General features: G+C 69.7%; 23 protein-coding genes. 11 read left to right on the plus strand and 12 right to left on the minus strand.

Annotated features, from left to right (window positions below; translation table 11 throughout):
* Nucleotides 1-8 precede the first annotated feature (8 nt).
* The gene (locus FHT26_RS12360; protein ID WP_168560420.1) at nucleotides 9-848 is read right to left on the minus strand and encodes an SPFH domain-containing protein; all 840 of its coding nucleotides are present in this window, start codon (nucleotides 846-848) and stop codon (nucleotides 9-11) included.
* Between the two features lie 135 nt (nucleotides 849-983).
* On the opposite strand from FHT26_RS12360, the gene FHT26_RS12365 reads away from it, so the two are divergent.
* Nucleotides 984-1,553 (plus strand): hypothetical protein, encoded by a 570-nt coding sequence (locus FHT26_RS12365; RefSeq protein ID WP_168560421.1) that lies wholly within the window; start codon nucleotides 984-986, stop codon nucleotides 1,551-1,553.
* 14 nt (nucleotides 1,554-1,567) lie between these two features.
* The gene (locus tag FHT26_RS12370) at nucleotides 1,568-2,161 is read left to right on the plus strand and encodes a hypothetical protein (RefSeq protein ID WP_168560422.1); all 594 of its coding nucleotides are present in this window, start codon (nucleotides 1,568-1,570) and stop codon (nucleotides 2,159-2,161) included.
* A gap of 39 nt (nucleotides 2,162-2,200) precedes the next feature.
* On the opposite strand, the gene FHT26_RS12375 is transcribed toward FHT26_RS12370, so the two are convergent.
* Entirely contained in the window at nucleotides 2,201-2,824 is a 624-nt protein-coding gene (locus tag FHT26_RS12375; protein WP_168560582.1) for a response regulator transcription factor, read from the minus strand.
* Nucleotides 2,825-2,880: 56 nt separating this feature from the next.
* A complete protein-coding gene (locus FHT26_RS12380; RefSeq protein WP_168560423.1) occupies nucleotides 2,881-4,923 on the minus strand; it encodes a sensor histidine kinase in 2,043 nt (680 codons plus the stop codon).
* A 155-nt stretch (nucleotides 4,924-5,078) separates the two neighbouring features.
* Here FHT26_RS12380 and FHT26_RS12385 point away from each other — a divergent pair, with 155 nt between their 5' ends.
* The 4 genes from FHT26_RS12385 (at nucleotide 5,079) to FHT26_RS12400 (ending at nucleotide 9,428) form a co-directional block, all read left to right on the plus strand.
* Nucleotides 5,079-7,373, plus strand: a complete 2,295-nt coding sequence (locus FHT26_RS12385) for an NADP-dependent malic enzyme (protein ID WP_168560424.1) — start codon at nucleotides 5,079-5,081, stop codon at nucleotides 7,371-7,373.
* Nucleotides 7,374-7,744: 371 nt separating this feature from the next.
* Nucleotides 7,745-8,092: a guanyl-specific ribonuclease gene (locus tag FHT26_RS12390; protein WP_168560583.1), complete on the plus strand. Its 348-nt coding sequence runs from the start codon at nucleotides 7,745-7,747 to the stop codon at nucleotides 8,090-8,092.
* Nucleotides 8,093-8,135: 43 nt separating this feature from the next.
* Nucleotides 8,136-8,531, plus strand: coding sequence for a barstar family protein (locus FHT26_RS12395; protein ID WP_210427355.1), 396 nt, complete (start codon nucleotides 8,136-8,138; stop codon nucleotides 8,529-8,531).
* A 303-nt stretch (nucleotides 8,532-8,834) separates the two neighbouring features.
* Nucleotides 8,835-9,428: an outer membrane beta-barrel protein gene (locus tag FHT26_RS12400; RefSeq protein ID WP_168560426.1), complete on the plus strand. Its 594-nt coding sequence runs from the start codon at nucleotides 8,835-8,837 to the stop codon at nucleotides 9,426-9,428.
* Nucleotide 9,429: 1 nt separating this feature from the next.
* Here FHT26_RS12400 and rsmA read toward each other — a convergent pair whose 3' ends face one another.
* From rsmA to FHT26_RS12415, 3 genes are read right to left on the minus strand one after another with little or no spacing between them, the layout of a single operon-like run.
* On the minus strand, nucleotides 9,430-10,194 hold the full coding sequence (gene rsmA, locus FHT26_RS12405) for a 16S rRNA (adenine(1518)-N(6)/adenine(1519)-N(6))-dimethyltransferase RsmA (RefSeq protein WP_168560427.1): 765 nt from the start codon (nucleotides 10,192-10,194) through the stop codon (nucleotides 9,430-9,432).
* A 19-nt stretch (nucleotides 10,195-10,213) separates the two neighbouring features.
* Entirely contained in the window at nucleotides 10,214-11,602 is a 1,389-nt protein-coding gene (locus FHT26_RS12410) for a peptidylprolyl isomerase (protein WP_246867844.1), read from the minus strand.
* A complete protein-coding gene (locus tag FHT26_RS12415) occupies nucleotides 11,599-14,013 on the minus strand; it encodes an LPS-assembly protein LptD (RefSeq protein ID WP_246867845.1) in 2,415 nt (804 codons plus the stop codon). The genes FHT26_RS12410 and FHT26_RS12415 overlap by 4 nt, the downstream gene beginning before the upstream one ends.
* Before the next feature lie 115 nt (nucleotides 14,014-14,128).
* Here FHT26_RS12415 and FHT26_RS12420 point away from each other — a divergent pair, with 115 nt between their 5' ends.
* Entirely contained in the window at nucleotides 14,129-15,196 is a 1,068-nt protein-coding gene (locus FHT26_RS12420; RefSeq protein WP_168560428.1) for an aminoglycoside phosphotransferase family protein, read from the plus strand.
* Between the two features lie 6 nt (nucleotides 15,197-15,202).
* Here FHT26_RS12420 and FHT26_RS12425 read toward each other — a convergent pair whose 3' ends face one another.
* Nucleotides 15,203-16,153, minus strand: coding sequence for a LysR family transcriptional regulator (locus FHT26_RS12425; RefSeq protein ID WP_056813480.1), 951 nt, complete (start codon nucleotides 16,151-16,153; stop codon nucleotides 15,203-15,205).
* Between the two features lie 197 nt (nucleotides 16,154-16,350).
* Here FHT26_RS12425 and FHT26_RS12430 point away from each other — a divergent pair, with 197 nt between their 5' ends.
* The 3 genes from FHT26_RS12430 to FHT26_RS12440 all read left to right on the plus strand — a co-directional run bounded on the left by FHT26_RS12430 (nucleotide 16,351) and on the right by FHT26_RS12440 (nucleotide 20,560).
* Nucleotides 16,351-16,785 carry a DUF4148 domain-containing protein gene (locus FHT26_RS12430; RefSeq protein ID WP_168560429.1) on the plus strand — a complete coding sequence of 145 codons (435 nt, stop codon included), beginning with the start codon at nucleotides 16,351-16,353 and terminating at the stop codon, nucleotides 16,783-16,785.
* A 167-nt stretch (nucleotides 16,786-16,952) separates the two neighbouring features.
* Nucleotides 16,953-18,899: an ABC transporter ATP-binding protein gene (locus FHT26_RS12435; protein ID WP_168560430.1), complete on the plus strand. Its 1,947-nt coding sequence runs from the start codon at nucleotides 16,953-16,955 to the stop codon at nucleotides 18,897-18,899.
* Between the two features lie 5 nt (nucleotides 18,900-18,904).
* Nucleotides 18,905-20,560, plus strand: a complete 1,656-nt coding sequence (locus FHT26_RS12440; protein WP_168560431.1) for an NAD(P)/FAD-dependent oxidoreductase — start codon at nucleotides 18,905-18,907, stop codon at nucleotides 20,558-20,560.
* A 30-nt stretch (nucleotides 20,561-20,590) separates the two neighbouring features.
* Here the strand turns inward: FHT26_RS12440 and FHT26_RS12445 are convergent, their stop codons facing one another.
* Complete coding sequence (locus FHT26_RS12445) at nucleotides 20,591-21,928, minus strand: amidohydrolase (protein ID WP_168560432.1); 1,338 nt, start codon at nucleotides 21,926-21,928, stop codon at nucleotides 20,591-20,593.
* 4 nt (nucleotides 21,929-21,932) lie between these two features.
* Complete coding sequence (locus tag FHT26_RS12450) at nucleotides 21,933-23,408, minus strand: M20 family metallopeptidase (protein ID WP_168560433.1); 1,476 nt, start codon at nucleotides 23,406-23,408, stop codon at nucleotides 21,933-21,935.
* Nucleotides 23,409-23,511: 103 nt separating this feature from the next.
* Here FHT26_RS12450 and FHT26_RS12455 point away from each other — a divergent pair, with 103 nt between their 5' ends.
* Nucleotides 23,512-24,306, plus strand: coding sequence for a DUF4399 domain-containing protein (locus FHT26_RS12455; protein WP_168560434.1), 795 nt, complete (start codon nucleotides 23,512-23,514; stop codon nucleotides 24,304-24,306).
* On the opposite strand, the gene FHT26_RS12460 is transcribed toward FHT26_RS12455, so the two are convergent.
* From FHT26_RS12460 to FHT26_RS12470, 3 genes are all read right to left on the minus strand, one after another.
* The gene (locus FHT26_RS12460; RefSeq protein ID WP_168560435.1) at nucleotides 24,307-25,140 is read right to left on the minus strand and encodes an alpha/beta hydrolase; all 834 of its coding nucleotides are present in this window, start codon (nucleotides 25,138-25,140) and stop codon (nucleotides 24,307-24,309) included.
* Nucleotides 25,141-25,197: 57 nt separating this feature from the next.
* Nucleotides 25,198-26,058 (minus strand): alpha/beta fold hydrolase, encoded by an 861-nt coding sequence (locus FHT26_RS12465; protein ID WP_168560436.1) that lies wholly within the window; start codon nucleotides 26,056-26,058, stop codon nucleotides 25,198-25,200.
* A gap of 85 nt (nucleotides 26,059-26,143) precedes the next feature.
* Nucleotides 26,144-26,674: an SRPBCC family protein gene (locus FHT26_RS12470; RefSeq protein WP_168560437.1), complete on the minus strand. Its 531-nt coding sequence runs from the start codon at nucleotides 26,672-26,674 to the stop codon at nucleotides 26,144-26,146.
* Nucleotides 26,675-26,689 lie beyond the last annotated feature (15 nt).

The following is a 26,689-nucleotide window of genomic DNA, read 5'->3' on the forward strand; positions in this document are numbered from 1 at the left end:
CGGCGCGCTCACTTGCCGATGTTGATCAATGGCGCCGTCTGCATGTTCGCCGGGAGCACGACGGTGGTCGTGCCGCCCTTCTCGGCGAATTTCAGCAGCGCGAGGTTCGACTCGTGCTGCAGGTACTCGCGCGTCAGGCTCTGGTTGATGATCTGGTTGGCGCGCGCGATGCCCTCGGCCTTCTTGACCTCGACCTGTGCCTCGGCTTCGGCGATCGCGATGCGCTGCTTCGTCGTCTCGAGCTGCTTCTGCGCCGCGACCGAATCCTGGATCGCCTTCTCGATCGCCGGGTCGGTGGTCAGCGAACGGATCACGACGCGCGTGATCTGGAACACGCCCTTGTCGTTGGCGTCGAGCTCGCCCTGCAGCGACTTGCGCACCGCCTGCGCCAGCTCCTCGCGCTGGGTGTGCATCACCAGGCTGTCGATGTGCGAAGCCTGCTGGTAGATCGCGTTGCGCGCGACGCGCTGCAGCAACGCGTAGGCCGGCAGGTAGACGCGGCTGCCTTCGTCGCGGGTGTGCTGGCCGGCGTACTTCACGTACAGGTCGGCGACCGAGCCGGGCATCACGCGGTAGTAGACCGTCACGTCCAGGTCGCGCAGCGACAGGTTGTCGCGGGCCTTCGGCGTCAGGTCGTTCAGGTCGAGCCCGATCTCCTTGGCCGAGAACTCCTGCACCCGGCTGATGCCCGGGACGCCGAGGTAGATGCCCGGCTCGACCTCGTCGGCGCTGACCTTGCCGAGCGTCGTGCGGATGCCGACGTTGCCCGATTCGATGGTGCCGCAGCTGGACACGGCGAACACCAGCCCCAGCACGACGATGGCAGCCAGAACAACGCGAACGATCACGGTGGATCTCCTGTGGGTGGCGTGATGCGGGTTTGCCCCGGGTCGCGATTATCGCGGCGGAAGCGGCGTTCGCTGTGAAAATCCGCCCGCGCGTCGGAGGGCGCGCGCCATCCATCACAACCAGAGAGCAGTCCCATGAGCTTGTTTCGTTCCGCATTCGTGCTGGCGGCCAGTGCCGCCGTTGCCGTCTTCGTCAGCGGTTGTTCGACGACCGCCCCGACGTTCCAGCCGTCCATCGCCAACGTCAGCACGCTGAAGGCCGCCGGCAGCACGCCGGTGGCGGTCGGCGCCTTCACGGTGCAGGCCGGCCTGAAGACCGCCACGTCGATCCAGTTGCGCGCTGCCGACATGACGACGGACAAGGGCAGCTACGCCCAGTACCTCGCCGACGCGCTGAAGTCCGAACTCGACCTCGCCAAGCGGCTCGACCCGAAGGCCACGATCGAGATCACCGGCGTGCTGTTGAAGAACGACATCGCTGCCGGCGGCTTCTCGACCAACAGCGGCGAGGTCGAGGCGCGCTTCATCGTGCGTCGCGACGGCCAGGTGAAGTACGAGAAGACCAAGCGCGGCACGGCCGAATGGGAAGGCTCGTTCGCCGGTGCGACCGCGATCCCGAAGGCCGCGCAACAGTACCCGGTGCTGGTGCAGAACATGCTGGCGGCGCTGTACGCAGACGCCGACTTCGTGGCGGCCATCCGCTGACCGGGAGCCGTTCCATGCGCATCCAACAGATCCTGCTGGCCCTTGCCCTCGGCGTCTCGGCCCTGTTCACCGGCTGCGCCCACCCGATCACGGTGGGTCCGGTCGACGCGAGCCAGATCAAGGCCTCGGGCACGTCCCGCATCGGCAAGTCGGTCGGCTACTTCGTGGCGCCGGAAGACGCGCAGCGCGAGGTGACCACCGGCGGCGGCGGCGGCGACAAGGTGAGCTACAAGCCTTACGCCGACCTCGACCCCGGCCTGTACCGCGCCTTGTCCGAGGTGTTCGCGAACGTGACGAAGATGAAGTCGGCCAACGAGGCCGCCGTGCCCGGCAGCCCGTTGCGACTCGTGATCCTGCCGAAGATCTTCACCAATTCGTCGTCGAGCAGCGCCCTCACCTGGCCGCCCACCGACTTCTCGATCGAACTGGTCTGCAAGGTCACCGACCCGGCCGGCGCGGTCGTCACCGAAGTCAAGGGCATCGGCAAGGGGCACGCGGAGTACGACGAGTTCAAGAACAACCACTCGCTGTCGGCCAACCGGGCGACACAGGAAGCGCTGGTGAATCTCGTCAAGGCCCTCGAGGCCGATCCGGCGCTGCGCCGCTAGGCGCCGCGGCGAGCGACTGGAGCGTGGCGCGTCCGCGCTTCAGTCTCGCATCCGGTTGGCCAGCTCCACCGCCGACTTCACGTCCATCTTCTCGAACACCCGCGCGCGGTGCACCTCGACCGTGCGCACGCTGATGTTCAGCTCGTCGGCGATCAGCTTGTTGGGCCGGCCGTCGATCACCCGCTCCATCACCTCGCGCTCGCGCTCGGTGAGTTCGGCCAGGTGCTGCTGCAGCGCGACGCGGTCGCGCCGGCGCAGGATGGCCTGCGTGCTCTGAGCGAGCGCCTGCTCCACGCGGTCGACCAGTGCGTTGTCCGAGAACGGCTTCTCGACGAAATCGAACGCGCCGCGCTTGACGGCGGCCACCGCGGTCGGCACGTCGCCGTGGCCGGTCAGGAAGATCACCGGCAGCGCCTGCAGCAGCCCGCGCTCGGCCAGCCGTTCGAACAATGCGAGGCCGCTGGTGCCGGGCATGCGCACGTCCAGCACCAGGCAGCTCGGCGACGTCGGCCAGCCGGCGGCGGTGGCGGCGGCCAGGCGCGGCGCCAGCATCGCCTCGAAGGCCTCGGCGCTCGCGAAGCCTTCGGACAGCAGCCGGCGCGAGCGCAGCAGCCAGGCCAGCGCCTCGCGCACGACGTCCTCGTCGTCGACCAGGTAGACCATCGGCAGGCCGAGGTGGGGGGGTGCGGCCGGCGTGCCGCCGTGGGAGGGACTGCTGTTCATGGGCTGGTGTTCTTGCTGTCGGCAGGCAGCGTGAACCTGAATTCTGCGCCGATCACGCGCCGCCCGGCGTCGAAGCGGTTCTCGAACACCAGCAGGCCGCCGTGCTGCTCGATCACCGTGCGGCACAGGCTCAGCCCGAGCCCCATGCCCTCGGGCCGGGTCGTGAAGAATGGCGTGAACAGCCGCGGCGCGACCTCGTCGGCGACGCCTGTGCCGCGGTCGACGATGCCGAACGAGACCCAGCGGGCGTCCACCGGGCGCACGCGGATGGTCAGTTCGCGCTCGGCGGCCGGGGTGTGCGACTCCATTGCCTGGATCGCATTGCGCGTCAGGTTCAGCAGCACCTGCTCGAGCATCGTGCGGTCGCAGACCACGCGCGGCATCGGCTTCGGCAGGTCGAGCTCGATGCGCGCGCCGCTCTTGCGCGCCTGCAGCCGCACCAGCGGCAGCACCGCGTCGATCAGCAGGTCGGCGCGCACCGGCTCGCGCGCCTGCTCGCGCCGCCGCACGAAGTCGTGCACGCTCTTGATCACGCGGCCGGCCCGCTCGGCCTGCTCGGCGATGCGCTGCGAGGCCTGTCGCAGCAGCGGCAGCGTCTCGGCGCAGTCGCCCTCGGTGTCGTTCATCAGGTTCAGCGAGCCGGCGGCATAGCTCGCGATCGCCGCCAGCGGCTGGTTCAGCTCGTGGCTCAGCAGCGAGGCCATCTCGCCGACGGTGGCCAGCCGCGCCGTCGCCTGCAGCCGCTCCTGCTGCTGGCGCGATACCTCCTCGATCTTGCGCTGCGCGCTGACGTCGAGCGCCGCGCTCATCCAGCCGGTGTGGCGACCGGCGCCGTCGACCAGCGGCGCCTCGAAGATCATCACCGCGAAGCGCTCGCCGTTGCGCCGCATGAACACCGTCTCGTAGCCCTCGCGCGGCGGCACCGTGCCGGCCAGCCGCACCTGCTGGCGCTTGGTGTATTCCGACGTGAGCTCCGGCGGCCAGTAGGGCGGCGTCGTCTGCCCGACCAGCTCGGTCGCGCTGAAGCCCACCATCTCGCAGAAGGCCGGGTTCACGTAGGTGATGCGGCCGTGCGGGTCGCGCGCGCGCAGCCCGGTGACCAGCGAATCCTCCATCGCCTTGCGGAAGCTCAGCGCCTCGGCGAGCGCCGCCTCGGCGCCGGCGCGCTTGCGCACATCGCGCGCCAGCAGCACCACCACGCCGCCGAGCGCGAGCGACAGCCCGAGCACCAGCGCGGTGCTGAGGTTGGGGATCAGCCGCGGGCGACCGGCGCTGCTGTCGACCCGCAGCTGCAGGCTCAGGCCCGGCAGGTCGACCAGCCGCTCGGCGATGAAGGCGCCCGCACCGCGCGGCAGGCCCGCACGCGCGAGCCGCGTGCCGTCGCCTTCGATGAACGACAGCTCGTGCACCCGCTTCACCTCGCTGCCCACCGTTTCGTCCAGCAGCCGGCCGAGCGCGAAGGTGGCGGCCATGAAGCCGAGGTTCTGCCCGCTGCCGGCGATCGGGATGCAGACGTCCATCACCTCCAGGCCCAGCCCCCCCGGCAGCGGCACGAAGTAGCTGCGCGAGTACGACGGGCTGCCCTGGCGGCGCGCGGTGGTGCACGCGAGCTCGGTCTCGAGGTCGATGTCGTCGCGGTGGATCTGCGTGAAGGCCGAACCGTGCAGCGGCGAGTCGACCGAGTCGGTGATCTCCAGCTGCGCATCGCGGCGCTCGATGCGCAGCAGCTCGCGGCGCGAGCGCAGCAGCGCAGCCGCATCCTGCCGCCACAGCGGGATCGACGGGTTGTTCCACAGCAGCGCCTGCAGGCTCTGCAGGTCGCGGCCGAGCGCCTGCTTGATGTCGCCGGCCGCCGCGGTGGCGGTGGCGTCGACCTGCTCCTGCGCACGGCTGCTCTCGTAGCCGAGCGTCAGCCACACCAGCAGCGACTGGGCGACCAGCAGCAGCGCCACCAGCGTCGCCCATGGCAGCGCGCGCCGCCAGCGCCGCGGCGGCAGGGACTCGGGGGCGGCAGGCGGTGGGAGCAGGGGCGAAAGCATCACTCGGGCGCGGGGACCACCCTGCAGTATTGCGAATGGGCCGGCCGCGGAGGTACGCAGTTTCGCGCATGGGGGCCGGCGGCGCGCTGCGCAACACTGCGGGGTTCGCGCCCTCCTACAATGCTTTCCCCTTCGAGGACCCACGAGATCACGCCATGGCCCCATCAGACAACAAGCATGCCGAACTGCGCCGAGCGGCTCTGGAGTACCACGAGTTCCCGGTGCCCGGCAAGATCGCGATCGCCGCGACCAAGCAGCTGATCAACCAGCGCGACCTGGCCCTCGCGTACTCGCCCGGCGTGGCCGCCGCCTGCGAAGAGATCGTCGCCGACCCGGCCAACGCGTTCCGCTACACCGCGCGCGGCAACCTGGTGGCCGTCGTCACCAACGGCACCGCGGTGCTCGGGCTCGGCGACATCGGGCCGCTGGCGTCGAAGCCGGTGATGGAGGGCAAGGGCGTGCTGTTCAAGAAGTTCGCCGGCATCGACGTGTTCGACATCGAGCTCGCCGAGCGCGACCTCGACAAGCTGGTCGACATCATCGCCGCGCTCGAGCCGACCTTCGGCGGCATCAACCTCGAGGACATCAAGGCCCCGGACTGCTTCTACGTCGAGCGCAAGCTGCGCGAGCGCATGCACATCCCGGTGTTCCACGACGACCAGCACGGAACCGCGATCACCGTCGGCGCGGCCGTGCTGAACGCGCTGAAGGTGGTCGGCAAGGACATCGACAAGGTCAAGCTCGTGACCTCCGGTGCCGGTGCCGCGGCGCTCGCCTGCCTGGGGCTGCTGGTCAAGCTCGGCGTGCCGCGCGAGAACATCTGGGTCACCGACCTGGCCGGCGTGGTCTACGAAGGCCGCACCGAGCTGATGGACGAGGACAAGATCCAGTTCGCGCAGAAAACGTCGCACCGCAAGCTGGCCCAGGTGATGGAAGGCGCCGACATCTTCCTCGGCTTGTCGGCCGGCGGCGTGCTGAAGAAGGAGATGGTGGCGTCGATGGCGGCCAAGCCGATCATCCTGGCGCTGGCCAACCCGACGCCGGAGATCCTGCCGGAAGAGGTCAAGGAAGTGCGCGCCGACGCGATCATCGCGACCGGCCGCACCGACTACCCGAACCAGGTCAACAACGTCCTGTGCTTCCCGTACATCTTCCGCGGCGCGCTCGACAGCGGCGCGACCACCATCACGATCGAGATGGAGATCGCCGCGGTGCACGCGATCGCCGAGCTGGCCCAGGCCGAGCAGAGCGAGGTGGTGGCGGCGGCCTATGCCGGCGCGACGCTGAGCTTCGGCCCCGAGTACCTGATCCCGAAGCCGTTCGACCCGCGGCTGATGATGAAGATCGCGCCGGCGGTGGCGCAGGCCGCGGTCGACTCCGGTGTCGCGACGCGCCCGGTCAAGGACATGGACGCCTACCGCGAGAAGCTGCAGAGCTTCGTCTACGCCTCCGGCACGACGATGAAGCCGATCTTCACGCTCGCCAAGTGCGCCCAGCACAAGCGCGTGGTCTTCGCCGAAGGTGAGGAAGAGCGCGTGCTGCGCGCGGTGCAGGTGGTGGTCGACGAGAACCTGGCCCGCCCGACGCTGATCGGCCGGCCCGAGGTCATCGCGCAGCGCATCGAGAAGTTCGGGCTGCGCCTGAAGGCCGGCAACGACTACGACCTGGTCAACACCGAGCACGACGAGCGCTACCGCGACTACTGGCAGACCTACCACCGCATGATGGCGCGCAAGGGCGTGACCGCGCAGCTCGCAAAGATCGAGATGCGCCGCCGCCTGACCCTGATCGGCGCGATGCTGCTGCACAAGGGCGAGGTCGACGGCATGCTGTGCGGCACCTGGGGCAACACCGCGATGCACCTGCAGTACATCGACCAGGTGATCGGCCTGCGCAAGGGCACCAAGACCTACGCCTGCATGAACGGGCTGATCCTGCCGAACCGGCAGGTGATGCTGGTCGACACGCACGTCAACTACGACCCGACCGCGGCCCAACTGGCCGAGATCACCGTGATGGCGGCCGAGGAGATGAAGCGCTTCGGCCTGCGCCCGAAGGCGGCGCTGCTGTCGCACAGCAACTTCGGCTCGAGCAACCAGCCGTCGGCGATCAAGATGCGCGAGGCGCTCGCGCTGCTGCACGAGCAGGCGCCGTGGCTGGAGGTCGACGGCGAGATGCACGGCGACGCCGCGCTCGACCCCGGCTACCGCGCCGAGCTGATGCCGACGAGCACGCTGTCCGGCGAGGCCAACCTGCTGGTGCTGCCGAACATCGACGCCGCCAACATCAGCTACAACCTGCTGAAGACGGCTGCCGGCGGCGGCATCGCGATCGGCCCGGTGCTGCTGGGCGCGGCCAAGCCGGTGCACATCCTGACGCCGTCGGCCACCGTGCGCCGCATCGTCAACATGACCGCGCTGACGGTCGCCGACGCGAACGCGGCCCGCTGAGCGAGGCGATCTGACAAGAACGGTCGCCGGCCACGCACCAAGCACAGCTTGGTGCGTGCGCCAAAAATGCCCGGGGGTCCTGCACGGGCATGTGACGCCCTTGTCATCGATCCGCCAGGGGTGCTTGAGACTCCGAAGTCTGTCCGGATGTGCCGACTCATATGGCCCTGGACGAATGCGAGCATTTACTGATTTTCAGCTCACCCTGCCCCAAATTGAGGCAGCGGCTTGAGCTTTGCGGGTTGATTCGGTACCATCCTGGTTTCCGAATTCAGGGATAACCCGTGTCTCTCTCCGGTGTGCTGGCCGGTTTTGCAAGTCAGTTCGATGGCCGGGCCCGCTGGGGCCGCGCGGCGATCGTGGTGGCGGTCATGGCGGCCAGCGTGGTGTCGGTGCCTGCAAAAGAAGCACCGCCGGCCGCCGACGAGTTGGCCACGGTGGCCCTGGCGGCGCTGCCGGCCGAAGCCCAGGCGACAGAGCGGCTGATCAGAACCGGAGGCCCGTTTCCGTATCCGAAGGATGGCAGTGTGTTCGGCAACCGCGAGCGCCAGCTACCGGCACAGCGCCGCGGCTACTACCGCGAGTACACCGTGCCGACCCCGGGGGCCAGGAACCGCGCTGCCAAGCGCATCGTCTGCGGTGGCTACCAGGTCACGACACCGCAGGCGTGTTACTACACCGACGACCACTACGCGAGTTTTCGCCGCATCGTGAAGTGAAGGTCAGCTGATGGATTCTTTTGAACCAAGGAGGAACGAGACCATGCTCTTGCAGACCGTCCGTCCAAACATCGTCCAGTCGATACGCGCCTACCGCGTCGAGGATTTGCAGGAAGCCGCGCAAGGCGTGGGCCAGCATTTCCTCTATGCGAACCTGACCCACGCCCAGTCCAAGCAGGACGTGCTGGACAGCATTGCCGAGTCCTTCCTGTTCCCGTCGCATTTCGGCAAGAACCTCGATGCGCTGTATGACTGCATGACCGACCTGGTGCACAAGTCGGGCACGCAGCCCGGCTTCGTCGTGGTGCTGGAGCAGCTGCCCGACAACCCGCGTTTCGACCGCGAGGCCCGCGAACAACTGCTCGACGTTTTCCGCGATGCCGCCGATTTCTGGGCGGAGCGAAAAATACCATTCAGGTGCTTCTATTCTTTTCAGTAGCCCGCTCCCAGGAACAAGGGTCATGGGAGCGGGCGACGGAAACGGCCCAGATTGCAGAGAACAAGCCGGCCAAGCCGGCGGCGAAGAGCGCGGCCAACGCGAACTTCGGAATGAACATGCCGATGATGAGCAGCGCGTTCGACACATCGATGTGGCTGAACGCAGCTTGAGCTGATCGATCGAGCCCCTGGCAACAGCCCGCTTCGGCGGGCTTTTTTTATGCGCGTTCATCGTCAGCCTTGAGGTTGCTTTCAGTGTCGGAGACGACACAATGCGCCGCACACAACGAGAGGGAGGGAAACGATGGCATTCGGTCGTGGTGCGCGAGCGTGGCTCGCGACGGCATTGACGCTCGGCATCGCCGCCGCGGCAGGCGCACAAGAGAGCGGCGCGGCCGCCGGGCAACTGCCGGTCGCCGTGTCGGCCTCCGGGTGGTATGTGTCCGGCGGCGTCGGTGTGAGCCGGTACCGCGTGTCGAACGGGCAGGACGGCCACGAGACCCTGACCGGACACGGTGGCAAGCTGATGCTGGGGTACCAGTTCCGCCGTTCGCTGCGGCTGGAGGCCGGCGCCGTGTCGCTCGGCTCCGACTGGCGAACAGGCCCGGCCATCGCGCTGGTAGGCGCCATTCACCTCGGCGACCATGTCGCGCTGCTCGGCCGCATCGGGGCCTATTACCGGCGCACCGCCCGCAGCGAATCGTTCTTCGGTTTCGACGCCCGCGACCAGGACGAGAAAGGCACTGAACCCACGCTGGGGATCGGTGTCGAGTGGTACCTGCAGCCGCAGCTGTCGGCGTTGCTGGAAGTCGAATCGTATGAATCGCAGCTGAAATACGTCTTCGATGAGACGCGCGGCGCCAACATGACGACGCTGTCGCTGCGCTACCGCTTCTGAGCTAACGCGACCGGACGGCCTGAACCAGCGCCAGGTAGTCCGCGACCGGCACCTCCTCGGCGCGGCGCTGCACGTCGAAGCTGCCGCCGAAGCCGCGTTCGTCTAGCCAACGGCCCAGCGTGTGCCGCAGCAACTTGCGACGCTGCGAGAACGCCACTGTCACCAGCTCGCCGAGCAGCGCCTGCGGCACGCCGGCGGCGTCGGGCAGCGGCTGCATGCGCACCACCGCCGAATCGACCCGGGGCGGCGGGTCGAACGATTCGGGCGGCACGTCGAGCACAGACTCGATGTCATAGCGCCATTGCAGCATCACGGTCAGCCGGCCGTAGTCCTTGTTGCCGGGCGATGCCGCCATGCGGTCGACGACCTCCTTCTGCAGCATGAAATGCTGGTCCTGCACCTGGTCGACGGCATCGAGCAGGTGGAACAGGATGGGCGTCGAGATGTTGTACGGCAGGTTGCCGACGACCCGCAGCTTCTGGCCGGCCTGTGCGGCCAACGCCGCGAAGTCGACCTTCAGGACGTCGGATTCGACGACGTTCAGCTCGGCGCGCTTGCGCAGCCGCGCCGCCAGGTCGCGGTCGAGCTCGATCACCGTCAGGCGCTCGCTGCGCGCGACCAGCGGATCGGTCATCGCGCCGAGCCCCGGCCCGATCTCGACCAGCGCCTGGCCCGGCCGCGGATCGATCGCGTCGACGATGGCGCCGATCACCGCGCCATCGGACAGGAAATGCTGCCCGAAGCGCTTGCGGGGAATGTGTTTCATGGGGCCGGCGGGGCCCTGTTCACTGCGGTGCCTCGCGCATCTCGATGTAGGCCCGCGCGCGCAGGTCGCGCGCCCATTCGGCGTAGGCCTCCTCGAACTTCTGCTCGCGCAGGATGTTGCGGGCCTGCTCGCGCTGCTGGCGCAGGTCGAGCGAGGTCTTGCGCCGCTCGATCACCTGGATCAGGTGCACGCCGAAGCGCGAGACCACCGGCTCCGACAGCCCGTTGATCGGCAGCGCATTCATCGCCTCCTCGAACTCCGGCACGAAGCCGCCCGGCGACACCCAGCCGAGGTCGCCGCCCTGCGCCGCGCTGCCGTCTTCGGAGTTGTCGCGTGCCAGCTGGTCGAAATTGCGCGAGCCGCTCTGGATCTGCCGCTTCATCTCCTGCAGGCGCCGCACCGCGGCCTCCTGCGACAGCTGCGCCGACGGACGCAGCAGGATGTGGCGGGCCCGCGTCTGCGTGACCGAGAAGGCGCCGCCTTCGCGCTTGTCGATCAGCTTCATCACGTGGAAGCCGGCACCGGAGCGCAGCAGCGTCGGCGCGATCTCGCCCGGCTTCAGGCCGCGCACCGCCTCGACGAAGATGTCGGGCAGCCGGTCGGCCGGGCGCATGCCGATCTCGCCGCCGCGCGCCTTGTTGCCGTCTTCCGAAACTTCCTTCGCGACCACGTCGAACGGGGCGCTGCTGCGAACCCGGTTCAGCGCTGCCTCGGCCTTGGTGCGGCGCTCGGCGACCAGGCTCTCGCTCGCGTTCTCGGGCACCGTGACCAGGATCTGCGCGATGTTGTATTCGGTCGCGCTGCCGGCCGCGGCGCGCTGCTTGTCGAGCACCGCGTCGATCTCGGCGTCGGTGATCTTGATGCGGCCCTGCACCTCGCGTTCGCGCACCCGCTCGACCTGCAGCTGGTCGCGCACGTTGTTGCGGAATCGCACGTAGTCGATGCCTTCCTTCTTGAGCCGCTCGCGCAGCTGGGCCGGCGTCAGCTGGTTCTGCGCCGCGACGTTGGCCACTGCGCGCTCGAGTTCGACGTCGTCGACGCGCTGGCCCACGTCGCGGGCGTTGGTGATCTGCACGCGCTCGTCGATCAGCGCCTCGACCACCTGGTGGCGCAGTTCGTCGTCCGGCGGCAGCTTGGCCTGGCTGCGCTGGGCCTCCTCGCGCAGGCGGTCGATGCGCTGCTGCACCTCGCCGGCGGTGACGAGCTCCTGGTTGACGATCGCGACGATGTAGTCGGCGGTCTGCGTGCGAGAGCGCGACGACGGCGAGGGCGCTGGTGCGGGTGCTGGTGCTGGTGCAGAGGCGGCCGCAGCGGCCGGGGTGGTCTGGGCCTGCACGGCCGGCGTCGCGATGGTCGCGGACAGCAGCGACATCAGCGCGCGGGAAGCAAGGCGTTGGAATGCAATCATGGTGTCGTGGGGCTCGCAGCGGGCGCGACAGAATCGTCGCGCAGCAGGCGGTAACCGGGGATATTGTCCTTCAAGACCTTCAGCGGGTTGGTCCCGAGGCGCGACAGGCCGATCAGCTCCAGCTCGAAGCCGAGCTGCGTGGTCGCTTCCTGCTGGCTGGTCGACAGCCGCTTGGCGATCACGCGGCCGATCCAGCAGCCGGCGTCGTACTCGAAACCCACCACCGAATCGGTGAGCCGCCGCTCGGACACGTTGTAGCTCATGCGCCCGACGCTGTACCACGCGCCGGTGCAGCGCCCGCCGCGGTCGCTGCTCTGGCCGGGCCGGCCGTACAGCGGCCATTGCCAGCCCACCTCGAACTGCTCGCTCGGCAGCCCGGTGACGCTGTCGTTGCGGTTGAAGCGGTAGTTGGTGTTGATCGTGCGGTACGGACCCGGCGCATAGCGCACGCCGAGGATCGAGCGCACCGTCTGGTGCTGCTCGGGGCTGTACTGCACGGCGGCGTCGAAGCGCCAGTGCTTCAGCAGGCCCGACGAGCCGGTCAGCAGAAGGTCGGACACGCTCTGCGAGATCGGCTGCTTGTCCGGCGTGATGCGCTGGTCCTCGAACAGGTAGCGCTGCGCCAGCCCCAGGCGCAGCAGCTCGGAGCCGTCGCCCGAGTCGAGCATGCGGGTGGTGACGCCGGCGGTCAGCTGGTGCGCATCCGACACCCGGTCGACGCCCGAGAAGCTGTTCTCGGTGTAGATCGAATCGAAGTTGAAGTCCTTCTCGGCCGAGTCGAAGTTCGGCAGGTCGTTCTGCTCGCGGTACGGCGTCTTCGTGTAGAACAGGCGCGGCTCCATGGTCTGGCGCGCCGGGCGGCCGAACAGCTGCGTGTCGCGCTCCAGCACCCACGCGCTGTCGAGGCTGAAGGTCGGGATCACGCGGTGGAAGCGGTCGCGTCCGTCGGCCATCGGGGCATCGAGCCGGTAGCTGGCGGCGTTCACCAGCACCTTCGGCGTCAGCGTCCAGCCGGGCGTGCCGAACGGCCACGCGAGCGAGCCCAGCACGTGCAGCCGCGAGCCGACCGGCCGCGGGTTCGCCACCGTGTCGTCGGGCGCGATGCCGACCCGGTGGCCTTCCGGGTTGACGAAGCGGTTCGCCTCGGCCTCCATGCCGAACTCGAGGCCGCCGACCAGCGGCTGCCAGGTGCGCACGCCGACCTGCGGCAGCCGGTCGTAGGGCGTCGCCAGCGGGCTGTCGACGTCCTGCAGCACCTGCCAGCGCTCGACGCGCGCGTAGGTCGTCCACAGGCCGAAATCGCTGGCCACCCGCGCGTCGCCGAGCAGCAGGCGCGGTGTCAGGCTGTTGATGCCGCGCGGCAGGTCTTTCCAGTAATCGTCGTCGCTGACGCGCATGACGTTGGTGCTGTAGCGCGTGTTGCCGAGCAGCACGCCTTCCTGTTCCAGGTTGAACGCGCTGCGGGTGATGCCGGCCTGGCGGTCGTTGGGCAGCAGGTTCAGGTCGACGCGGCCTTCGTGGCCCGGCTCGAGGTAGCGGAACTCGGTGTCGAGCGCCGCGCCGCGCTTGGAGACGATGGCCGGCGTCAGCGTCGCATCGCGGTTCGGCGCGATGTTCCAGTAATACGGCACGGCCACCTGCAGGCCGCTCTTGTTGTCGATGTCGATGCTCGGTGGCAACCAGCCGGACTTGCGGTCGTCGCTCAGCGGGAAGCTCAGCACCGGCGCCGCGAGGATCGGCACGCCGTAGAAGCGCAGCACTGCGCCCTGCGCGATGCCTTCGTTGTTCGCGAAGTCGAGCTTCACGCGGTCGGTCGACAGGATCCACGCCGGCGTGCTGCCGTCGGTGTCGTCGACGCGGCAGCTGGTGTAGGTGGCACCGGTGGCGACCGTCAACTGGTCGCCGAGGAAGTCGAGCCGCTCGGCGCTGCCGCCGGCCTGGGTGCGCGAGAAGAAGTAGGTCGGCCGCAGGAAGAAGCCTTCGAAGCGTTCGACCTTCAGCTGCAACTCGGGGCCGCTGTAGACGTTGCCGTCGCGGGTGACGCGCACCTTGCCGGTGGCATGGGCCAGGTCGCTCGCCTGCTCGTAGGTCATGCGATCGGCGCTGATCTGCATCGGGCCGCGCTGGAACCTGGCGTTGCCCTCGGCGATGACGTCCTGGTCGGGGCGGGCGCGAACCTCGTCGGCTTCGAGCACCATCGTGTTGTCGGGCGCGGACGCGGCGGATGCGGCCGGGGCTGCCGCGGCGGCCGACGCCGCGGAGGCTGCCGAAGCCGCTGAAGCCGCTGAAGCCGGCGAGGCAGGCGGCACCACCGCCTGCGCCCAGCCGCTCGACAGCCAGCCCGCGGCCGAGGCCGCGAGGCTCAGGCGGATCGCGCAGACGCAGAGTCGAAGTGGGAACGGCGGCAGCAAGGGAGCGAGGGCATCAAGGGCGGAGGGACGGCTCGGCGCCGCGGCACCGGCACGACGACAGGCGGCGCGCCCAGGGCGATTTGTAGAATCGATTATCCACGAGCAGTATCCCCACATGCCCCCGACTCCTGATCTGGTCTCCGAACCGACCGCTCCCCAGCTCGCCTGGCCCGACGACAGCCGCCGCGTCGCCTTCGAAAGCTGGCTCAGGCAATTGGCGGGCCGGGGCATCCATGCGAGCGGCGCGCGCCCGGCCAGCACCGATGCGAGCTTCCGCCGCTACCTGCGGGTCGACACCGAGGCCGGCACGCGCATCGTGATGGACGCGCCGCCCGAGAAAGAGGATTGCCGGCCGTTCGTGAAGGTCGCCGCGCTGCTGCGCGCTGCCGGCCTGAACGCGCCGGAGGTGCTCGACTGGCATGCCGACGACGGCTTCATGCTGCTGTCCGACCTGGGCGATCACACCTACCTGTCGCAGCTCGACGACCGCAGCGCCCCGGCGCTGTACGCCGACGCCAGCCAGGCGCTGGTGCGCCTGCAGGGCATCGAGGCGGCATCGCAGCTGCCGGCCTACGACCGCACGCTGCTGATGCGCGAGATGCAGCTGTTCCCCGACTGGTACGTGAAGCACGCCGGCCAGGCGCTGACGGCCGAAGAGCAGGGCCAGTGGGCCGACTGCGTCGAGCGCATCGTGCAGAACAACCTGGCCCAGCCGATGGTGCTGGTGCACCGCGACTACCACTCGCGCAACCTGATGGTCTGCCCGGCGGCAGGCGCGGCCACCAACCCCGGCATCCTCGATTTCCAGGACGCCGTCTGGGGCCCGATCACCTACGACCTGGCCAGCCTGCTGCGCGACGCCTACGTCGAGCTCGAGGAAGACGTGCAGATCGACCTCGCGGTGCGCCACTGGGAACGCGCCCGCAAGGCCGGCCTGCCGGTGCACGCGGACTTCGGCGAGTTCTGGCGCGATTTCGAGTGGATGAGCCTGCAGCGCCACCTGAAAGTGCTCGGCATCTTCGCGCGGCTGTACCACCGCGACGGCAAGGACGCCTACCTGCCGCACCTGCCGCGGGTGTGGCGCTATGCACACCGCACCGCGAGCCGCTACAACGGGCTGGGCGCACTGGCGCGGCTGCTGGAGCGCCTCGTCGGCGAGACGCGCCAGGACGTCTTCAGGTAGCCCGGATCACCTCGTCTCGCAACCCGCGGCCGCCAGCCACGGGTCGGCGTCGGCGCCGCCGAAGGTCTCCAGCAGGAAGTCGATGAACGCCCGCGTGCGCGCCGGCACGTGCTTGCGCGTCGGCATCGCGGCATACAGCGTGGTGGTCAGCAGGTGCCAGCGCGGCAGCACGCGTTCGAGCGCGTGCTCCATCAGCGCATCCTCGACGACGAACGACGGCAGCCCGGCAATGCCCATGCCGGCCAGCGCCGCGGCGTACATCGTGTCGATGTGCGTCGTGCCGAGCGCCGGGCGTCCGGGCGTCAGCGTGTACGACTCGCCGGACGGTTCGTCGTCGCCCCACACGCCTTCGTGGAAGGTCAGCTCGCGCAGGAAGGTCGGCACCATCGCCTCGTGGCCGGCCAGCTCCGACGGGTGCACCGGGCGGCCGCGGCGGTTCAGGTAGTCGGGCGATGCGCAGGTGATGACCTCGGAGCGCGCCAGCCGCCGCGCGACGAAATCGCCGTCGAGCGGGCGGTCGCCGACCGACAGGATGCTGACGTCGAAGTTCTCGTCGACCGCCTCCACCGGGCCCGGGCACGACAGCTCGATCGTGACCTTCGGGAACAGCGTGCGGAATTTCGGCAGGTGCTTGGCGATCTGGTGCACCGCGAAGGCCGGCGGCGCCAGCACGCGCAGGTGGCCGCGCGGCTCGGAAGTGGCGGCACTCGCGAGCGCCTCGGCCTCTTCGACCTCGGTCAGGATCTGCTGCACCCGTTCGAGGTAGAGCTCGCCGGTGTCGGTGAGCGCGAGGCGGCGCGTCGTGCGGTTGATCAGCCGGGCGCCGAGGTGCTCTTCGAGGTCGGCGACGAGCCGCGTGACGACGGCCGGCGACAGGTTCAGCCGGCGTGCCGCCGACGCGAAGCTTCCTTCTTCAATCACCCGGGAAAACACCCGCATCGAATGCAGCCGATCCATTCTTTCGCCCTCATTGTTTCTGTTTTGACAATGGGGCATTGAAGCACGTGCTGTTTATTGATTCAAGCGCAATGTCTACAGTTCACTCCATCGATGAGGCCAACGCAACAGTGACTCACCGAGGCTGGACAAGACGGCTCGAACCAACCCCTGAAGCCGCCCTGCCTGGAAACGTCAACCCTCTGAAGGAATTCATCATGACCACCAAGAACTTCGCCGCCCTTGCCACCGTCGCGCTGGCCCTGGCCGGTGCCTCCGTCACCGCGTTCGCTGCCGATGCCGGCCTGACCCGCGAGCAGGTGCGTGCCGAACTGGCCCGTGCCCGTGCCAGCGGCGAGTTGCTGCCGAACTCGGAAAGCTACGGCTACAACAACGCGTCGGTCACGCTGCCGAAGGCACAGGCTGCAGCGACCGCTGACGGCGGCAAGACCCGCGAGCAAGTGCGCGCCGAACTGGCCCGGGCCCGCGTCGACGGCACCCTGGTCCCGAACTCGGAAAGCTATGGCTACGCCACGCCGGTCGTCGCCGGTGCCGGTAGCCGTACCCGTGCCGAAGTGCGCGCCGAGGCGATCGAAGCCGCCAAGACGCACAAGAGCGACGCCAACTACGGCGCGCTGTCGACCGGCTACTGATCGCCGCGACGGATCGCTGACGCGCCCGTCGGGGCGCATCGGTTGAGGGACACCGCAGAAGCCGCCTCCGGGCGGCTTCCGTCGTTTCCGCGCGAGAATGGCGCATCCCCCACCCTCCCAACGCGGCGCACGCCACCAGCCTGCGCCGCGTTGCCATTGGCGCCGCCATGTCAGCCTTCTTCGTGAACCGCATCCGTCCGACCGCCGTGCCCCAGGGCGAGCCGCCGACCGGCCTGCTGGCCTTCTACTGGCACTTCATCCGGCAGACGCGTCCGCTCTATGCCGCGATGTTCGTCACCGGCCTCGCGGTCGCGCTGATCGACACGCTGGTGCCGGTCTTCATCGGCCGGCTGGTCACGCTGATGCAGGCGCCCGACCGCGCCGCGGCCTTCGGCGCCGCGACGCCGCTGCTGCTCGGCATGGCCGCGCTGGTGCTGGTCGGCCGGCCGCTCGCGATGATCCTCGACGCCACCGTGCGCAACATCGCGGTGATCCCCGGCGTCACCAGCCTGATCCGCTGGCAGAGCCATTGGCACGTGGTGCGCCAGAGCTGGCCGTTCTTCCAGAACGACTTCGCCGGCCGCATCGCCAACCGCGTGATGCAGACCAGCAATGCGCTGCGCGAGAGCGTCGTCAGCTCGATCCGCGCCATCTGGTACATCATCATCTACGGCCTGACCTCGCTCGTGCTGATGGCCAGCGCCGACTGGCGGCTCGCGCTGCCCACCGTGTTCTGGTTCGCCGGCTACGTCGTCTTCCTGCGCCATTTCGTGCCGCGCATGCGCGACCGGGCACGTGCCGCGTCCGAGCTGCGCTCGGCGGTGATGGGCCGGGTGGTCGACAGCTACACCAACATCCTCACCGTCAAGCTGTTCGCCCGGGCGCGCGACGAGGACGCCTACGTGCGCGAGACGCTCGACGAGCACACCGTCGCGATCGCCGCGCACATGCGGCTGACCACGCAGTTCATGGCGACGCTGTCGACGATGAACGCGCTGTTCCTCGTCAGCACCGCGACGATCGGCGTGCTGCTGTGGGCGCACGGCCAGATTCCCGCCGGCCTGGTGGCCACCGCGTTGCCGCTGGCCTGGCAGATCGCGAGCGTCGCCGGCTGGGTCAGCTGGGAGGTGACCGGCATCTTCGAGAACGTCGGCGTGGTGCAGGAGGGCATGGAGACGATCGCGGTGCCGCACACGCTGGTCGACCGGCCCGGTGCGCGCGAACTGGAGGTGCCGCGCGGCGAGATCCGCTTCGAGCACCTGACCTTCACCTACGGTCGCAGCGACGGCAAGCGCGTGCTCGACGACCTGGACCTGGTCGTGAGGCCGGGCGAGCGGGTCGGCCTGGTCGGCCGCTCGGGCGCCGGCAAGTCGACGCTGGTGAACCTGCTGCTGCGCTTCCACGAGGTCGAGCAGGGCTGCATCCGCATCGACGGCCAGGACATCGCCCAGGTCACGCAGGAGAGCCTGCGCGGCGCGATCGGCCTGGTGACGCAGGACACCTCGCTGCTGCACCGCTCGATCGCAGCCAACATCGGCTATGGCCGCCCGGGTGCGACAGCGGCCGAGATCGAGGCGGCGGCGCGCAAGGCGCAGGCGCATGCCTTCATCGAGGAGCTGCAGGACTGGAAGGGCCGCACCGGCTACGAGGCGCACGTCGGCGAGCGCGGCGTGAAGCTCTCCGGCGGCCAGCGCCAGCGCATCGCGATCGCGCGCGTCGTGCTGAAGGACGCGCCGATCCTGGTGCTGGACGAGGCCACGTCGGCGCTCGACAGCGAGGTCGAACTGGCGATCCAGGACCAGCTGCTGAACCTGATGGAAGGCAAGACGGTGCTCGCGATCGCGCACCGGCTGTCGACGATCGCCCGCATGGACCGCCTGATCGTGCTGGAGCAGGGCCGCATCGTCGAGCAGGGCACGCACGACGAGCTGCTGCGGCTCGACGGCCACTACGCGATGCTGTGGAAGCACCAGTCCGGCGGCTTCCTGCCGTACGACCAGCCTGCCGCTGCAGGTGCCAGCGGGGAGCCGGTGGCCGACGACGAGGCCGTGATCGACGACGCACCGGTCGACGAGCTGCGCTCGGCGCAGCAGCCCGAGCCCGCGGGACAATAGCGCCCATGCTCCGAATCACCGAACTGCGGCTGCCGCTCGACCATGCCGAAGGCGCGCTGCGCCCGGCCGTGCTGCAGCGCCTGGGCCTGGCCGATGCCGCGCTGAAGGCCTTCACCGTCTTCAAGCGCAGCTACGACGCGCGCAAGAAGGCCGCCATCGTGCTGATCTACACGGTCGACTGCGAACTCGCGGACCCGGCCGGCGAGGCCGCGCTGCTGCAGCGCTTCGCGGCCGATCCGCACGTCAAGCCGTCGCCCGATACCGCCTACCGCTTCGTCGGCCATGCGCCGGCGGATTTCCAGGCCTCGGGCCGGCCGCGTCCGCTGGTCGTCGGCTTCGGCCCGTGCGGGCTGTTCGCCGCGCTGATCCTCGCGCAGATGGGCCTGCGGCCGATCGTGCTGGAGCGCGGCAAGGAAGTGCGCCAGCGCACCCAGGACACCTGGGGCCTGTGGCGCAAGAACGTGCTGAACCCCGAATCGAACGTGCAGTTCGGCGAAGGCGGCGCCGGCACCTTCTCCGACGGCAAGCTGTGGAGCCAGATCAGCGACCCGCGCCACCTGACGCGCAAGGTGCTGGCCGAGTTCGTCAAGGCCGGCGCGCCGGCCGAGATCCTGTTCGTCAGCAAGCCGCACATCGGCACCTTCCGGCTGGTCGGCATGATCGAGAAGATGCGCGCCGACATCGAGGCGCTGGGCGGCGAGATCCGCTTCGAGCAGCGCGTCACCGACGTGCTGATCGAGCCCGGGCCCGACGGGCGGCACATCCGCGGCGTGACGCTTGCGTCCGGCGAGCAGCTGCGCGCCGACCACGTCGTGCTCGCGCTCGGCCACAGTGCGCGCGACACCTTCGCGATGCTGCACGAGCGCGGCGTCTACATGGAAGCCAAGCCGTTCTCGGTGGGCTTTCGCATCGAGCACCCGCAGTCCATCATCGACCGCGCGCGCTTCGGGCCGAACGCCGGCAACCCGATCCTCGGCGCGGCCGACTACAAGCTGGTGCACCATGCGGCGAACGGCCGCTCGGTCTACAGCTTCTGCATGTGCCCGGGCGGCACGGTCGTCGCGGCGACGTCTGAGGTCGGGCGTGTCGTCACCAACGGCATGAGCCAGTACTCCCGCAACGAGCGCAACGCGAACGCCGGCATCGTGGTCGGCATCGCGCCGAAGGACTACGCGCAGGACCCGAACGCGCCCGGCCCGGTCTCGCCGCTGGACGGCATCGCGTTCCAGCGGCAGATCGAGTCGCGCGCCTTCGAGCTGGGCGGCGGCACCTACGAGGCGCCGGGCCAGCTGGTCGGCGATTTCATCCACGGCCGGCGTTCGCGCGAACTCGGCAGCGTGCAGCCGTCGTACAAGCCGGGCGTGCTGCTCGGCGACCTGCACCCCAGCTTGCCCGGCTATGCGATCGACGCGATCCGCGAGGCGCTGCCGGCCTTCGAGCGGCAGATCAAGGGCTTCTCGATGCCCGATGCGGTGCTCACCGGCGTCGAGACGCGCACCTCGTCGCCGCTGCGCATCACGCGCGGCAAGGACTACCAGAGCCTGAACGTGAAGGGCCTGTACCCGGCGGGCGAAGGCGCGGGCTATGCCGGCGGGATCATGTCGGCCGGCGTCGATGGCATCGAGGTCGCCGAGGCGCTGGGAGCGTCGCTGCTTTCGTAGCCGGATGCCAATCCGGGATTGGCATCCGGGCTACGGCTGCACCAGGAAATCCAGCGCCAGCGTCGCGAGCGCCTTCACGCCCAACCGCATCGCGCCTTCGTCGAAGTCGAACTCCGGCGCGTGGTTCGGCGGCGCGTTCTGCGGCGTCTTGCCGGGCGGCGTCGCGCCGAGGATGAAGAACAGCCCCGGCACCTGCTTCTGGTACTCCGAGAAGTCCTCCGACGCGCTGATCTTCGGCAGCTCGATCACCCGGTCGCCGCTCGCGCGCTGCAGCGACGGCATCATCCGCGCCAGCAGCTCGCGCGGGTTGTCGGTGACCGCATAGGTGGTCGGCCCGAAACTGACGCTCGCCTGCGCACCGCTGGCCGCGGCGATCGATTCAGCGGTCGTCACGATGCGGCGCTTCGCATCCTCGCGCATCTCCTCGTCGAAGCTGCGCAGCGTGCCGCGCATCTCGACGCTGTCGGGCAGCACGTTCTCGCGGTTGCCGCCGTGGATCGACGAGATGCTCAGCACCGCCGGCTCGTGGCTGATGTTGAGCTGACGGCTGACGATGGTCTGCAGGCCGGTGACGATCTGCGCCGCGACGACGATCGGGTCGACCCCGGCCCACGGCGCGCCGCCGTGCGTCCCGCGGCCTCGCACCGTGATGCGCAGCGAATCGGCGCCGGCCAGCATCGGCCCGCCCCGCACGCCGAGCAGGCCCGAGGCCAGGTTCGGCGACAGGTGCAGGCCGAACACCGCGTCGACCTTCGGCCGCTCGAGCACGCCTTCCTCGACCATCGCCCGCGCGCCCCAGCTGTCGGCGGCGGTCGACGGCAGGTCGGCCAGGCCTTCCTCGGCCGGCTGGAAGATGAACTTCACCGTGCCGGGGAGCTGCGCGCGCAGCCCGGCCAGCAGCTCGGCCACGCCCATCAGCATCGCGGTGTGGCCGTCGTGCCCGCAGGCGTGCATCACCGGCACCTGCGCGCCCTGGTAGCGGCCGGTCTGTTGCGACGCGAACGGCAGGTTGGTCGCCTCGGCCACCGGCAGCGCGTCCATGTCGGCGCGCAACGCGACCACCTTGCTCCCCGGCAAACCGCCGCGCAGCAGGCCGACCACGCCGAGGCCGCCGACGCCGGTCTTCACCTCGAGGCCGAGCCGGCGCAGGTGCCCGGCCACGAGCGCGGCGGTGCGCACTTCCTGGCCCGACAACTCGGGGTGGGCATGGAGGTCGCGCCGCCACGCGACCACGTGCGGCGCGATCGCGGCGAGGCGTGCGTCGAGCGGTGCGAGGTCGCTGCCTTGCGGCTGCGCGGCCGCGCCGGCGCCCAGCAGCGCCCAGCACGCGGCAAACAACCAGGCCGCCGTGCGGGCGGGGGCACTCACCGCGTCACGGGCAGGCGGCCATCACCTGCGCGACCGCGGCCGTCAGCTTCTTGCCGTAGGGCACGTGCAGGAATTCGTTCGGGCCGTGCGCATTGCTCTTCGGGCCGAGCACGCCGCAGACCATCATCTGGGCCTTCGGGAAGCCCTTCTGCAGCAGGCTCATCAGCGGGATCGTGCCGCCCTGGCCGACATAGCCGCAGGGAGCGCCGAACTGCGCCTGCGACGCGCCGTTCAACGCATCCTCCAGCCACGGCGCGAGGCTCGGCGCATTCCAGCCGCTCGCGCCATGCGCGCCGGCGCGGCCATCGGCCGCGAACGTGACGCGCGCGTTGTACGGCGCGTTGTCCTCGAGCAGTGTCTTCAGGCGCTGCGCCGCCTCGTTGCCGTCGATCAGCGGCGGCAGGCGCAGGCTCAGCTTGAACGCGGTGTACGGCCGCAGCACGTTGCCGGCGTTCTTCAGCTCGGGGAAACCGTCGGCGCCGGTGACGCTCAGCGTCGGACGCCAGGTGCGGTTCAGCAGCGCCTCGGTCGGGTCGGTCGTGGTCGGCAGCGTCGGGCCGCCGTCCGCGCCGCAGGCCCACGGGAAGCGTTTCCAGACCTCGTCGCCGAGGATCTGCGCGGTGGTCTGCGCCTGCGCGAGCCGGTCGCCGGGAATCTCGCAATGGAAGCTGTCCGGCAGCAGCCGGCCGGTCTTGCTGTCCTCGAGCCGGTCGAGCACCTGGCGCAGGATGCGGAAGCTCGACGGCACCAGGCCGCTCGAATCGCCCGAGTGGATGCCCTCCGTCAGGATCTCGACCTTCAGCACGCCGCTGACCATGCCGCGCAGGCTGGTCGTGAGCCACAGCTGGTCGTAGTTGCCGGCGCCGCTGTCGAGGCAGACCACCAGGCTGACGTTGCCCAGCCGCTCGCGCAGCACGTCGAGGTAGGCCGGCAGGTCGAACGAGCCGCTTTCTTCGCAGGCCTCGATGATGCCGACGCAGCGCGGGCGCGGGATGCCCTGCCGGTCGAGCGCCATGATCGCCGTCAGCGACGCGTAGACCGCGTAGCCGTCGTCGGCGCCGCCGCGGCCGTACAGCAGGCCGTTCTCGTACTTCGGCGTCCACGGGCCGAGGTCGTTGCGCCAGCCGTTGAATTCGGGTTGCTTGTCGAGGTGGCCGTACAGGCAGATGGTGTCGGTGCTGCCAGGCTTCGTGGCCGGCACCTCGAAGAAGATCACCGGCGTGCGGCCTTCGAGTCGAACCACCTCGAGCTTCAGCCCGGCGAGCTTGCGGCCCTCGACCCAGCTCGCGGCGTCGCGGATCACCCGCTCGATGTGGCCGTTCTGCTGCCAGTCGGCATCGAACATCGGGCTTTTCGCCGGGATCGCGATGTAGTCGGTCAGCGCCGGAACGATCTCTTCGTCCCAGGTGCGGTTCGCAAACTCGGCGATCGCGGTGGCTTCGTCGGGTTGCAGCGGGAGGTTGGGGTCGCGAGCGTTCATGCCGGTTCTCCTGGAAGGAATCCCTTGTGGGGAATCCGAGAGTGTAGAACCGACCGCCCCGGGCTATGCTGATCCGCTTCACAAGACACACGAGGAGACGGAGATGCGCCACGGCGTCACACGGGCCGCAGGCCTGGTTGCGGTTGTCCTGCTGGGCGCCACCGCCGGCCAGGCCGAGGAGGCGCAGCACCCGTGGGTGGTTCCGTCACCGCGCGCGGGCAAGGAGACCTATTTCAGCAACCTGGGCTCGGGGGCGCGCATCGAGACGCCGTTCCTGCTGAAGTTCGGGCTCAGCGGCATGGGGCTGGCACCGATCACCAGGCCGCAGGCGCGCACCGGGCACCACCACCTGCTGATCAACCGCGAGCTGCCGCTCGACTTCTCGAAGCCGCTGCCGTTCAACGAGCAGTACGTGCACTTCGGCAAGGGCCAGATGGAGACGGTGCTGACCTTGGCGCCCGGCGACTACGAGCTGCGGCTGGTGCTGGCCGACGACAAGCACATCCCGAACTTCGTCTACAGCAAGCCGATGCGCATCACGGTGACGAAGAAGAATGCCGACGTCGACCCGGCCAGCGTCAGCCAGCCGGGCGTCGAGCTGATGCTGCCGGTGGCCGAGGCGGCGGCCGGCAAGCCGCTGCAGTTGCAGTTCCATGCGTCGCGGCTCAACGTGTCGCACATCGCGTTGCAGGAGAAGGGCACCGGCCACTTCCGCTTGAGTGCGTTGCGCGACGGCGCGAAGCCCGAGACGCTGGACTTCCCCGGTGGGCAGACCGAGGCGTGGATCAAGCCGCCGCCCGGCCGCTACCAGCTGAAGCTGGAGTTCGTCGACAACCTGGCACCGGCCAAGGTGCTGGCCGCGGCGGCACCGCAGGAGGTCACGGTGCTGCCGAAGTGATCACACCGGAGCGAAGCGGCGCAGCCCGGCCTGCAGCGCGGCGAACACCTGCGCCTGCTCGGGCTCGTTGAAGATCTCGTGGAACAGCGGTGCGAAGGCCTGCGCGGTGACGACCTGCGCCGGTGCCGCCGCCGCGAACGCGCGGCTGCCGGCGGGCGCGACGCAGCGGTCGCTGCCGGCGTAGAGCAGCAGCGTCGGCACGGTCCAGTTGGCGGCGCGGGCGCGCACCCACTCGCCGCCGTCGACGATGAAGCGCACCAGCCGCGGCGTCACGCGGTCGTGCACCAGCGGGTCGGCCACGTAGGCGGCGACGACGGCCGGGTCGCGCGAGATCCAGGCCGGTTTCAGCCCGTTGCCGACCGCGAGCGACGGCGCGATCGGGCCGAGCAGCGCGAGCAGCAGTTTCTGCGCGCCGTTCATGCCGGGGTCGAGCGCAGGCGACGACATCACCAAGCCGTCGACCGGCCGCCACCACGGCGCCTTCGTGTCGGCGGCGAAGCGCGAGACCACCAGCCCGCCCATGCTGTGGCCGAGCAGCACCAGCGGGCCGCGGTGCGCGCTGCGCGCCGCGTCGACCACGTGCGACAGGTCGTCCAGCAGGTCGTGCGCGGTCGCGAGCTGCCCACGGCCGCCCTCGCTGCGGCCGTGGCCGCGCTGGTCGTAGGCCAGCACATGCCAGCCCCAGCGGTTCAGGTGCGCGATCACATGCGCGTAGCGGCCGAGGTGCTCGCCCAGGCCGTGCACCAGCACGACGACGCCATGCGCCGCGGTGCCCGCCGGGTGGTGGGAGAGGTGCAGCTTGAGTCCGTCGGTCGTGTGCAGCGAGGTGTCCATGGCGAGCCAGTCTAGGCAGTGTCCGCGACACCGGCCACCGGGCTTGCCAGGATCGACTCAGGCCGCCTCGGGTTGCAGGTCGAGCCGCGACGCTGCCACCGGATCGAGGTGCGTCGCCATCCAGCGCACGACCTCGGCCGCATGCGTGATCGGCCCGAGGTGGCCGGCACCGGCCAGCTCGCAGCGCTGCGCCTGCGGCAATGCCTGCGCCAGCAACTCGACGATGCGGCGCGCCGGCGCGCGGGTGCGCTGGCCGTGGATCAGCAGCACCGGCATCGTCAGCCGCGACAGCACCTGCGGGCCCCAGGTGGCGGAGAACAGCGCGTCGAAGTGATGCGGCACCACCGGCATGCGCGCCGCGATGGCCTCGCGGCGCGCCGCGCCCAGGCCGTCCCACGCCGCATCGCCGCCCCAGTAGCTCGTGAACGCGCGTGCCGCCGCCAGCGCGTCGCCCTGAGCCAGCCACCGCGCGACGCGGGCCGCGATCTCGCGCACCTCGGCGAGCGACGGGTCCTGCGGCGCCGTACGGCGGACGATGCCGAACGCGACCGGCTCGTACAGCGTCAGCGAGCGCACCCACTGCGGGTGGCGCAGCGCGATCTGCATCGCGACCGCTGCGCCATACGAATGGCCGACCAGGTGGATGCCGCGCCGCACCAGGCCCCACGCCGGCTGCACCAGTTGCGTGACCGCGTTCGCATCGACGTGCAGCGTGTCCAGCGCGGCCGACGGCCAGGCCGGGCTGCGGCCATGGCCGTGCAGGTCCGGCGCGACGACCTGCCAGCGCGCGCTCAACGCATCGGCCAGGCCGTTCCATTGCGCATGCGTGCCGGTCGACGAATGCAGGCACAGCACGACCGGGCCGTCGCCCTGCGAGCGGGCGACCAGGCGGCCGGGATGGGGATGGGGCGCTTTCATGACGTCTCCAGCGGATCGGAGCGGTCAGGATGCGCGGTGGCGGTATCGGCGCCGTGTCGTCGGACGGCGCCGATTGATTCATTCGTTACGCCTGCTCGGCGGTCGCCTTCAGGTTCGCGAGCCCGGTCTCGAAATCGCGCCCGATCAGCGTGTCCATGCTCAGGAACAGGCCCATCAGTTTCGACACATACGGCGTCGGTCCGTGCATCGCCCAGTGCACCAGCGTCGCGTTGTCCTGCGGCTTCAGCGTGAACTCGGCGATGTTGTGGCCTTCGAACGGCTTGATGAAATCGAGCTTGATCGCGAGCGCCCGGGCCGGCGTGCTCTGCGTGATCTCCATGCGGCCCTGGCCGACCTTCGCGTTGCCGCGCCATTCGTAGATGGCGCCGACGCCGTGCGCCGCACCGCTGTGCGTGCGCGCCATGGCGGGGTCGAGCTTCTCCCATGGCGACCATTCGGGCCAGCGGTGGAAATCGTCGAGCAGCGGGAAGATCCGATCGGCCGGGGCCTTGATCGCGAGCGAGCGCTCGACGAGGAAGCGGTCGGGCCGCGTCGTCGCGAACAACAGCACCGCCGCGATCAGCAGCAGCACGACGAGGGCGATGGTCATCCACATGGGGTGTGTCCTCCG

Source organism: Rhizobacter sp. SG703 (genome assembly GCF_012275445.1).
GTDB lineage: Bacteria > Pseudomonadota > Gammaproteobacteria > Burkholderiales > Burkholderiaceae_C > Rhizobacter.

Coding starts and splice junctions, on each gene's coding strand:
- FHT26_RS12400 (WP_168560426.1), top strand. CDS start 8,835: ATGGCATTCGGTCGTGGTGCGCGAGCGTGGCTCGCGACGGCATTGACG.
- rsmA (WP_168560427.1), bottom strand. CDS start 10,194: ATGAAACACATTCCCCGCAAGCGCTTCGGGCAGCATTTCCTGTCCGAT.
- FHT26_RS12470 (WP_168560437.1), bottom strand. CDS start 26,674: ATGTGGATGACCATCGCCCTCGTCGTGCTGCTGCTGATCGCGGCGGTG.
- FHT26_RS12410 (WP_246867844.1), bottom strand. CDS start 11,602: ATGATTGCATTCCAACGCCTTGCTTCCCGCGCGCTGATGTCGCTGCTG.
- FHT26_RS12450 (WP_168560433.1), bottom strand. CDS start 23,408: ATGAACGCTCGCGACCCCAACCTCCCGCTGCAACCCGACGAAGCCACC.
- FHT26_RS12465 (WP_168560436.1), bottom strand. CDS start 26,058: ATGAAAGCGCCCCATCCCCATCCCGGCCGCCTGGTCGCCCGCTCGCAG.
- FHT26_RS12375 (WP_168560582.1), bottom strand. CDS start 2,824: ATGGTCTACCTGGTCGACGACGAGGACGTCGTGCGCGAGGCGCTGGCC.
- FHT26_RS12460 (WP_168560435.1), bottom strand. CDS start 25,140: ATGGACACCTCGCTGCACACGACCGACGGACTCAAGCTGCACCTCTCC.
- FHT26_RS12425 (WP_056813480.1), bottom strand. CDS start 16,153: ATGGATCGGCTGCATTCGATGCGGGTGTTTTCCCGGGTGATTGAAGAA.
- FHT26_RS12390 (WP_168560583.1), top strand. CDS start 7,745: ATGGCGGCCAGCGTGGTGTCGGTGCCTGCAAAAGAAGCACCGCCGGCC.
- FHT26_RS12455 (WP_168560434.1), top strand. CDS start 23,512: ATGCGCCACGGCGTCACACGGGCCGCAGGCCTGGTTGCGGTTGTCCTG.
- FHT26_RS12420 (WP_168560428.1), top strand. CDS start 14,129: ATGCCCCCGACTCCTGATCTGGTCTCCGAACCGACCGCTCCCCAGCTC.
- FHT26_RS12380 (WP_168560423.1), bottom strand. CDS start 4,923: ATGCTTTCGCCCCTGCTCCCACCGCCTGCCGCCCCCGAGTCCCTGCCG.
- FHT26_RS12365 (WP_168560421.1), top strand. CDS start 984: ATGAGCTTGTTTCGTTCCGCATTCGTGCTGGCGGCCAGTGCCGCCGTT.
- FHT26_RS12440 (WP_168560431.1), top strand. CDS start 18,905: ATGCTCCGAATCACCGAACTGCGGCTGCCGCTCGACCATGCCGAAGGC.
- FHT26_RS12370 (WP_168560422.1), top strand. CDS start 1,568: ATGCGCATCCAACAGATCCTGCTGGCCCTTGCCCTCGGCGTCTCGGCC.
- FHT26_RS12395 (WP_210427355.1), top strand. CDS start 8,136: ATGCTCTTGCAGACCGTCCGTCCAAACATCGTCCAGTCGATACGCGCC.
- FHT26_RS12385 (WP_168560424.1), top strand. CDS start 5,079: ATGGCCCCATCAGACAACAAGCATGCCGAACTGCGCCGAGCGGCTCTG.
- FHT26_RS12435 (WP_168560430.1), top strand. CDS start 16,953: ATGTCAGCCTTCTTCGTGAACCGCATCCGTCCGACCGCCGTGCCCCAG.
- FHT26_RS12430 (WP_168560429.1), top strand. CDS start 16,351: ATGACCACCAAGAACTTCGCCGCCCTTGCCACCGTCGCGCTGGCCCTG.